The organism is Streptomyces sp. PT12 (genome assembly GCF_003311645.1).
GTDB lineage: Bacteria > Actinomycetota > Actinomycetes > Streptomycetales > Streptomycetaceae > Streptomyces.
The window spans coordinates 66,984-74,172 of the sequence record NZ_QEST01000177.1 but is presented as its reverse complement, the minus strand read 5'-3'; the positions used below and the strand labels follow the sequence as shown (position 1 = coordinate 74,172).

The 7,189-nt window shown below is 72.8% G+C and carries 7 protein-coding genes and 1 pseudogene; 2 read left to right on the top strand and 6 right to left on the bottom strand.

What is annotated here, in order from left to right:
• Window positions 1–62 precede the first annotated feature (62 nt).
• Window positions 63–1,589: an RICIN domain-containing protein gene (locus tag DEH69_RS19575; RefSeq protein WP_113688280.1), complete on the bottom strand. Its 1,527-nt coding sequence runs from the start codon at window positions 1,587–1,589 to the stop codon at window positions 63–65.
• 237 nt (window positions 1,590–1,826) lie between these two features.
• On the bottom strand, window positions 1,827–2,168 hold the full coding sequence (locus tag DEH69_RS19570; RefSeq protein WP_113688279.1) for a hypothetical protein: 342 nt from the start codon (window positions 2,166–2,168) through the stop codon (window positions 1,827–1,829).
• Window positions 2,169–2,242: 74 nt separating this feature from the next.
• Between DEH69_RS19570 and DEH69_RS31635 the strand changes: the two genes are divergently transcribed.
• Window positions 2,243–2,416 (top strand): hypothetical protein, encoded by a 174-nt coding sequence (locus DEH69_RS31635; RefSeq protein ID WP_181727505.1) that lies wholly within the window; start codon window positions 2,243–2,245, stop codon window positions 2,414–2,416.
• A gap of 476 nt (window positions 2,417–2,892) precedes the next feature.
• On the opposite strand, the gene DEH69_RS31630 is transcribed toward DEH69_RS31635, so the two are convergent.
• Both DEH69_RS31630 and DEH69_RS19560 read right to left on the bottom strand, forming a co-directional pair.
• The gene (locus DEH69_RS31630) at window positions 2,893–3,054 is read right to left on the bottom strand and encodes a hypothetical protein (RefSeq protein ID WP_181727504.1); all 162 of its coding nucleotides are present in this window, start codon (window positions 3,052–3,054) and stop codon (window positions 2,893–2,895) included.
• 134 nt (window positions 3,055–3,188) lie between these two features.
• Complete coding sequence (locus DEH69_RS19560) at window positions 3,189–3,596, bottom strand: DUF5997 family protein (protein WP_113688277.1); 408 nt, start codon at window positions 3,594–3,596, stop codon at window positions 3,189–3,191.
• A gap of 66 nt (window positions 3,597–3,662) precedes the next feature.
• On the opposite strand from DEH69_RS19560, the pseudogene DEH69_RS19555 reads away from it, so the two are divergent.
• Window positions 3,663–4,456: pseudogene (locus DEH69_RS19555) on the top strand (LysR substrate-binding domain-containing protein).
• Window positions 4,457–4,470: 14 nt separating this feature from the next.
• On the opposite strand, the gene DEH69_RS19550 reads toward DEH69_RS19555, so the two are convergent.
• On the bottom strand, window positions 4,471–4,692 hold the full coding sequence (locus tag DEH69_RS19550; protein WP_113688276.1) for a hypothetical protein: 222 nt from the start codon (window positions 4,690–4,692) through the stop codon (window positions 4,471–4,473).
• 19 nt (window positions 4,693–4,711) lie between these two features.
• The gene (locus tag DEH69_RS19545; RefSeq protein ID WP_147255712.1) at window positions 4,712–6,973 is read right to left on the bottom strand and encodes an ATP-binding protein; all 2,262 of its coding nucleotides are present in this window, start codon (window positions 6,971–6,973) and stop codon (window positions 4,712–4,714) included.
• Window positions 6,974–7,189: the final 216 nt, after the last annotated feature.

Here is a 7,189-nt window from a genome sequence, read left to right as displayed (position 1 = left end):
GACACCAATCCATGAACTACGCATCCCGGACTTGACGAAAGACATAGAGGCACCCTCGTGCTCTACACGGGCAGCAACTGCCATTGCCGGTTCCGGTGGTCGCCCTCCGCCCCACGCTGCTTGATCACCGTGCGGGCGTTGGTGTCGACCCGGAGCAGCAGACCGCTGTGCCGGTTCGCGATCTCGAACACCCGCGGGCTGTCGGTCGCGGAGCCCACCGGGATCAGCCGCCACTGCTGGTGGTGTGCGTCGACGCCCTCGTAGGCGCGTTGGGCGACCGGCACCCCGTCCGCCTGCTGCGCTCCGACGACCTCCAGCACCTTGCCGCTGCGCACGTTCTCGATCGTGTACAGCACCTCGCCGTTGTCCTGGCCGACGGGGACCAGCCGCCACCGCTGGTGGTCCCGCGGGGCGGCGAGGGACTGGTGGATCTCGGCCCCGTCCTTGACGGACTCCCGGTAGACCCCCATCCGCAGCCTGCTGCGGACGTTGGCCCAGGAGACCACCGTGCCCGACTCGGGCAGACCGGACAGCTTCGCGGAGGCGATCTTCCGCACCCGGTGGTTGTTGTGGTCGGCGATGTAGAGGGTGTCGACGCAGTCCACGGCGAGCCCACAGGGGCCGCTCAACGGGGCTGAAGCGGCCGGGCCGTTGTCACCCCCGAAACTGGCGGCACCCGTGCCGGCGACCGTGGTGATCGTCTCGTCCGTCGAGATCCTCCGCACCCGGTGGTTGTTGTAGTCGGAGACGTAGAGGACGCCGGTGCTGTCCATGACGAGCCCGTAGGGGCGGTTCAGTTGGGCTGAGGTCGCCGGGCCGCCGTCCCCCTTCGAGCCCGCGGTGCCCGTGCCGGCGACCGTGGTGATCTTCCCGTCCGTCGAGATCTTCCGGACCCGGTGATTGCTGGCGTCAGCGATGTAGAGAGCGCCAGCGCTGTCCAGCGCCAATGAGTACGGGGCTCGCAGATGGGCCGAGACGGCCGGGCCGTTGTCACCCCCGAAACTAGCGGCACCGGTACCGGCAATCGTGCTGATCTTCCCGTCAGCCGTGATCTTTCGGATGCGGTCGTTGCCCCACTCGGCGACGTAGAGGACGCCGGTGCTGTCCACCAACACCCCAAAAGGCTTGTTCAGCCGGGCCGAGGTCGCCGGGCCGCCGTCACCGGCGAAACCGGCGGCGCCCGTGCCGGCGACCGTGCTGATCGTGCCATCCGCCGAAACCTTCCGGACCCGATGGTTTTCGGCATCCGCGATGTAGAGAGCACCGGTGCCGTCCACCGCCACCTCGCGCGGACAGTTCAGCTGGGCCGAGACGGCAGGGCCGCCGTCCCCCTTCGAGCCCGCGGTGCCCGTGCCGGCGACCGTGCTGATCTTCCCGTCCGTGGTGATCTTCCGGACCCGATGGTTGCTGTAGTCGGAGAAGTAGAGGACGCCGGTGCTGTCCACCGCGACCCCGTACGGGTGTTTCAACTGCGCCGCGGCGGCTGGCCCGTTGTCCCCGGCGAACCCCGCAGCCCCGGTCCCCGCGACCGTGCTGATGGAGGGGGCGAACTCCTCGTCGCCCGTGGTTGCCGCGTGGGCAGTGCTCATCGTTGTCCCTTCTCCGTTCACTGACCGACCATTACATGCGGTTGTCGGTAGATTCCAGAAAGTCACACGATCATTGAGGGGGCAAGTCCACTTCCGGGTACACCTCTTGGAGCGCACTTGACGAAGGGACGGACCGGGTCCCGGGTCAACGCACCCCACCCCGTTCCGTCGGAGGCGGCCCGCGGCCGGTCACAGTGTCGACTTCCCCGCCTCACGGAGTCTTCTCGGCCGCCACCGTCAGGCGGACGGCGTCCTGTCGGTCCCGGTACACGCCGAGGCGGGCGCGCCGTCGACGAGGCGGTCCATCGAGGTCAGGAACGTCTCGCGGGCCCTGGCCTGGCGGCGGATGACGGGCAGCGGCAGGCGTTGAACGACCTTGGGCAGCAGAAGGTCAACGGCCAGGCCGCGGGTGAGCGTGGCGATCGACCGGCGCACGGTGGCGGCCGCCTCGTCGGTGCATCCGGCGCCGAAGATCATGCGCATCGCCGTGTTCGCGCTCAGCCGGAAGAAGGCCGGGAACGCCTCGAAGACGTGTCCCTCGCGCCATGAGGCGGTGAGCGCGGTGATCTGCGCTTCCATGATGGCGCCGTAGGCCGCGATCTTCTCGGCGCTGAAGGGGGCTGCAACACGCGGCGTTGGTGGCGGTGCTTGTCGTGCGGGCAGAGCCCCAGGCTCTCCCCGAACACCTCGCGGGCCCGGTCGTAGAGCGGGCCGCCCTTGTCGAACGTGCGGTACTCGACCAGCATGTGGCGCAGCAGCTCGGGGTGGCAGGGGACATGGGCCCTTCGGGGGCCGAGGCGGATGGTGACCAGGTCACCGTGCCGTGACAGGGAGCCGAAGAAGCCCAGGGGGTCGCGCATCAGGCTCGGGGCGTGTCCCAGCACGGGCAGGGCACCGGGGGCCGTGCCATGGGTGAACGCGTTGCTGCTGCTCATGGTGCTCATTGCGTGACCTGCCTTTCACGGGCGCTTGTGGCGGGTGGGGCGCGCGGGGTCTTCCGTGATGCGGGGCCGAGCGGGTGAGGGCCGCCGTCGGCAACGGGCGGGTGGCGGTGCCTCGTTGGCGTACGCGTCATGCGCGGTCAACGTAACGAGGCACGCGCGGGACCCGTCCCGGGTGAGGCCGCGTCCACGGGCGAGCCGCGGAAGCAGGAGATGCCCTCGACCGTGATCGACATCCGGGTCCGCAGGTCGCGGTCCTCGGGGTGGGTGGACTCCCGGACGGTGGAGCCCTCGATGCCAAGCCGCGGCGGATCCGGCGTGAGGGCGGGCTCCGGCGCCGCCTCCTTTGATGCGGCGGGCGACTAGGAGGCGGCGGGCGACGCAGAGGCCGCGGGCGACGAGGAGGCCGCGGGCGACGCAGAGGCCGCGGGCGGCCGTTCGTCGTCGCTGGCCCCTCCCGCGCCGCCGGTCGCCAGCGCCCCCGTGAACAGCGTGAGCACGGCGAACACGACACGTCTTCGCATGACTTTCCCCCTCCACGCCGCCCCGAGGCGGCCCGCACGCGGTCAGGCTATGTGATCACCGTGGCGGCAGCTCGACCTGCTGACCGGCGTCGACGGCATCCCCCGGGGCGCTGCCGTGCTTTGTGCCAGAGGGGTCAGGGGCGCGGGCGGGCGGGGGGCTCGGCGTCCGCGGCGTCCTTCCTCGCCTTGATGCGCGCCGCCTCCTTCCTGACCTCGGCCTGGGTGGCTCGCTCCCGGCGCAGCCACTCGGGCTCGTCGCGCTTCAACGCGTCGATCTGCTCCGTCGTGAGCGCTTCCGTCACGCCTCCGCGCGCGAGGCCCGCGATGGAGACGCCCAGCTTGGCCGCGACCACGGGCCGCGGGTGCGGGCCGTCGCGCCGCAACTCCCGCAGCCACTCCGGCGGATCGGTCTGGAGCGCCCGCAGCTCGTCGCGCGAGACGACGCCCTCCTGGAACTCGGCGGGAGTGGCCTGGAGGTACACACCCAGCTTCTTCGCCGCGGTCGCGGGCTTCATCGTCTGGGTGCTCGGGTGCGACGTCATGCCGTCCAGCGTAGCGAGCGGGTCGGACAGCGCCGCACGTGGAACGCGACCGGATAGCCTGGCGACGTGACAGGCTCGGATGTGCCCCCTTCGTTTCGGCTCGCATACGTTTCTGGCGTGACGCCGACCAAGTGGGTGCGGATCTGGAACGAACGGCTGCCCGAGGTGCCGTTGACCCTCGACATGGTGGTGGCGGCCGAGGCGGTCGGCGCGCTGCGGGGCGGGCGGGCGCGGCCTTCGTGCGGCTGCCGATCGACCGGACGGGCCTGAGCGTGATCCCCCTCTACATCGAGACGACGGTGGTCGTGGTCCCGAAGGACCACGCGGTGGCGGCCGTCGACGAGGTGGCGGCCGACGACCTGGCCGAGGATGTCGTGCTGCACCCCCTGGACGACACCCTCGTCTGGGAACGCCCGCCCGGCCGCCCCGCGAACGAGCGCCCCGCGACGACGCGCGACGCGATCGAGCTGGTCGCGGCGGGCGTGGGGCTCCTCGTCGTCCCGCAGTCGCTCGCCCGCCTGCACCACCGCAAGGACCTCACCTACCGCCCGCTCGTGGACGCCCCCACGTCACAGGTCGCGCTGTCGTGGCCGGAGGACGAAACGACCGAGCTGGTCGAGCAGTTCATCGGGATCGTCCGCGGGCGAACGGTCAACAGCTCCCGCGGCCGCCCCACCCCGCCGCAGCCGAAGAAGGCGAAGCAGACCAAGCAGGCCAAGCAGGCCAAGCAGCCGAAGCAGGCCAAGAAGGCGCAGGGGCAGGCGCAGGCGAAGCGCAACCTCCCGGCGAGCGGCAGGACCACACGCCGCCGCGCCACCCCGAAGAACGGCGGCCGCGGCAAGCCACGCCGCGGGTCGTGACAGCGCTCCGTGTTTCAGGTGGCGTTGTTTCTATGGGCGTTGCCGTCGTGGTGAACGTGCAGGTCGCCCTGGGTAACGGCGTAGATCGTCGCGTTGTCCGAGGCCGTGTTGGTCTGGGTGGCGGGCTCGGGGTCGGGGCGTCGGGTCTCGACGCGGTTGTCGTTTCCCGCGATCACGGGTCCATGGGCGTCGCCGCCGATGTGGATCTCCGTGTGGTCGCCCTGCCTCGCTGCCATGGCGCGTCCTCCTTCTTCGTCACAACGGGTCGTCCTGGCGGGTCAGCGTCGCCGTGCACTGGATCTCGCACGGGGGCTGCCCCGGTGGGCTGGCGACCTCGACCTCGGCCGTGGCGCCGTCGGGTGCCAGGTCGAGGGTGACGGCCCCCTCGCCGAGCGAGGCGCATGTCGAGAGGTCGTACCACGGCTGCATGCCGGTGAAACGGCCGTCGCCGCCGGTGAGTTGGAAGCTGGTGAGGCCGCAGACGGCGTTGTCGGACGCCACCGCGTAGGTGTCCTGGCCGTCGGCGCTGATCTCCCACACGCCGCCCGTGTCCATCACCCACGTGCCCGCGAGGCCGGTGTTCTCGGGCTCCGGGTCGGAGTCGCCGGTCAGCGCCATGACGCCGATGACCGCGGCGACGGCCGTGGCGAGGGCACCGCCGACGATCGCCGAGACCAACGCCCCGCTCATCACCGCGCCACCGGTACCCACCGTGCCCGCGCCGACGGCCGACTGCGCGCCGCTCGCCGCCCCGTCGCCCGCCCAGCTCGTCCAGGAGCCGACATCCGGCGTGCCGACATCCGGCGTGCCGGTGCTCGGCGTTCCGGTGCTCGGCGTTCCGACGTCCGGGGGGCCGAACTCCGGTGCGGAGGGGGGCGGTTCGAGGCCGCCCCAGGGGTCGGGGGGTGCGGCGGGGTCGGCCGGGGTGTAGCCGTTGTCCGCCATGTAGGACACCACGTCGATGTCCTGCGCGGGCGACTGGGGATCGGGCACCTCGGACAACGGCGCCTCGGACAACGGGACTTCCGGCAACGGGACTTCCGGCAACGGGACTTCCGGCGCTGGGACCTCGGGGGCCGGGACCTCGGGGGCCGGGACCTCGGGCAACGGGGCCTCGGGGGCCGGGACCTCGGGGGCCGGGGGGTCCGGTCGCGGTGCGGCCGGTGCCGTCTCGGCGGCGTCGGCGTTCAGCAGCTCGCGGCCCAGCCACGCCGCCTGCGCCACCAGCACGGCCGAGACGACGCGGCGGCCGATCAGCAGCGCGCGCACGCCCTCCTCGCGCAGGAAGAACGCCTCCGCGCGCCGGTCGCCCGAGCGGCGCGCCGCGCCCCAGCCGCGGCCGAGCAGCCGCCCCCACGCGCCCAGGCGCAGCGAACGGGCCAGGGCCGCGGACGACGCCCGCGCGACGCCCACCGCGAGGTCGGATCGCCCGGCGCGCTCGGCGAGATCGGCGGCCCGTTCGAGGAGCGGGGCCTGGGCCGCGACGTCCGCGGGCGCCGTTCCCGGGTCGGCCGCCCACGCGATGAGATGCGCGCACAGCCGGTCGACGGGAAAGGGCCTCGACAGGCGTGCGCGCACGGCGCGTTCGGCGTCCGCGGCGCAGCGGTAGCCGCGCTCCGTGGCGTCCAGGAGGCCGAGCCCGCTCAGCCGCTCGCACATCCCCGCGGCGTCGGGGACATCCGCGAGCGCGCCGATGTGCGCCGGGGCCAACTCCGCGTTCCCCAGGGTCGCCAGGAGCCGCAGCACGCCCACCACCCCGGCGTCCGCGCCGACATGGTCGAGCAGCGAGGGCAGCAGCGACGGAACGTCCCCCGGCCTCGGCAGCCACGCCCCGCCGTCGGGGCCGAACCGCGTCAACGCGGCGGCGCGCAGCAGCGGAAGGGGCCGACCGGCCGCCGCCTGCCACAGCGCGACGGCGGCCCGAGCCTCGCCATCCCGCAGCGGGCGGCGCAGCTCGCGCGCCAACAGCTCAAGGCCCGCGGCCTGTTGGAGCCCGGTGATCTCCCACGCGGTGCCGTCGTTCCCCAACGAACGTTCCGCGCTTGCCAGGACGAACGTCGCGTCGGGCGCCGCGTCGAACAGCTCGGGGAGTTGGGCGGGCGGGAAGTCGGCGTTGTCGATGTAGACGGTCACCCGCACGCCCGTCATCAGGCGCCGCAACTCGCCGCGCGCCGGGGCGTATCCGGGGGCGTCGTAGCACGCCTCGAAGATCTCCTGGGCGAGGTCGCCGACGTCGCCGTGCGCCGGGGCGAGGAACACCACGCCGTCGGGGCCGGGTTCGAGCAGCCACGCGGCGTGCCGCAGCAGCGTCGACTTGCCGACCCCGGCCCCGCCCCACACCTGGACGGGCCCGCCGCCCCTGATGGCCGCGGCGAGCGCGGCGACCTCCGCGTCCCGGCCGAGCGGCGCCCGCTGCCGCCGCGGCAGCAGGCCGACATGGTCCCGGCGCACCGGGCGCGGCCGCTCGGGCCCCACCAGAACGCTCACGGTCGAGCCGTTCTGGGCATCGACGATCACGTTGTGATCGCCCACTATCACCGACCCTCCGGCGTCGCCGTCCACGTCGACGCGGCGTCCTGATCGGTCCGTTCCGTCCCCCGCTGCCATCGCAACCCCCCGTCACGCGTGCGAACCGGCGCCCGCCCACGGCGGCGCGCCAGCGGTCACGCTAGCAACGCGCCGGGGCGGGGAAACCGTCTTTCGACTGGTTTCACGCGAGCGATCGGGCGTGAT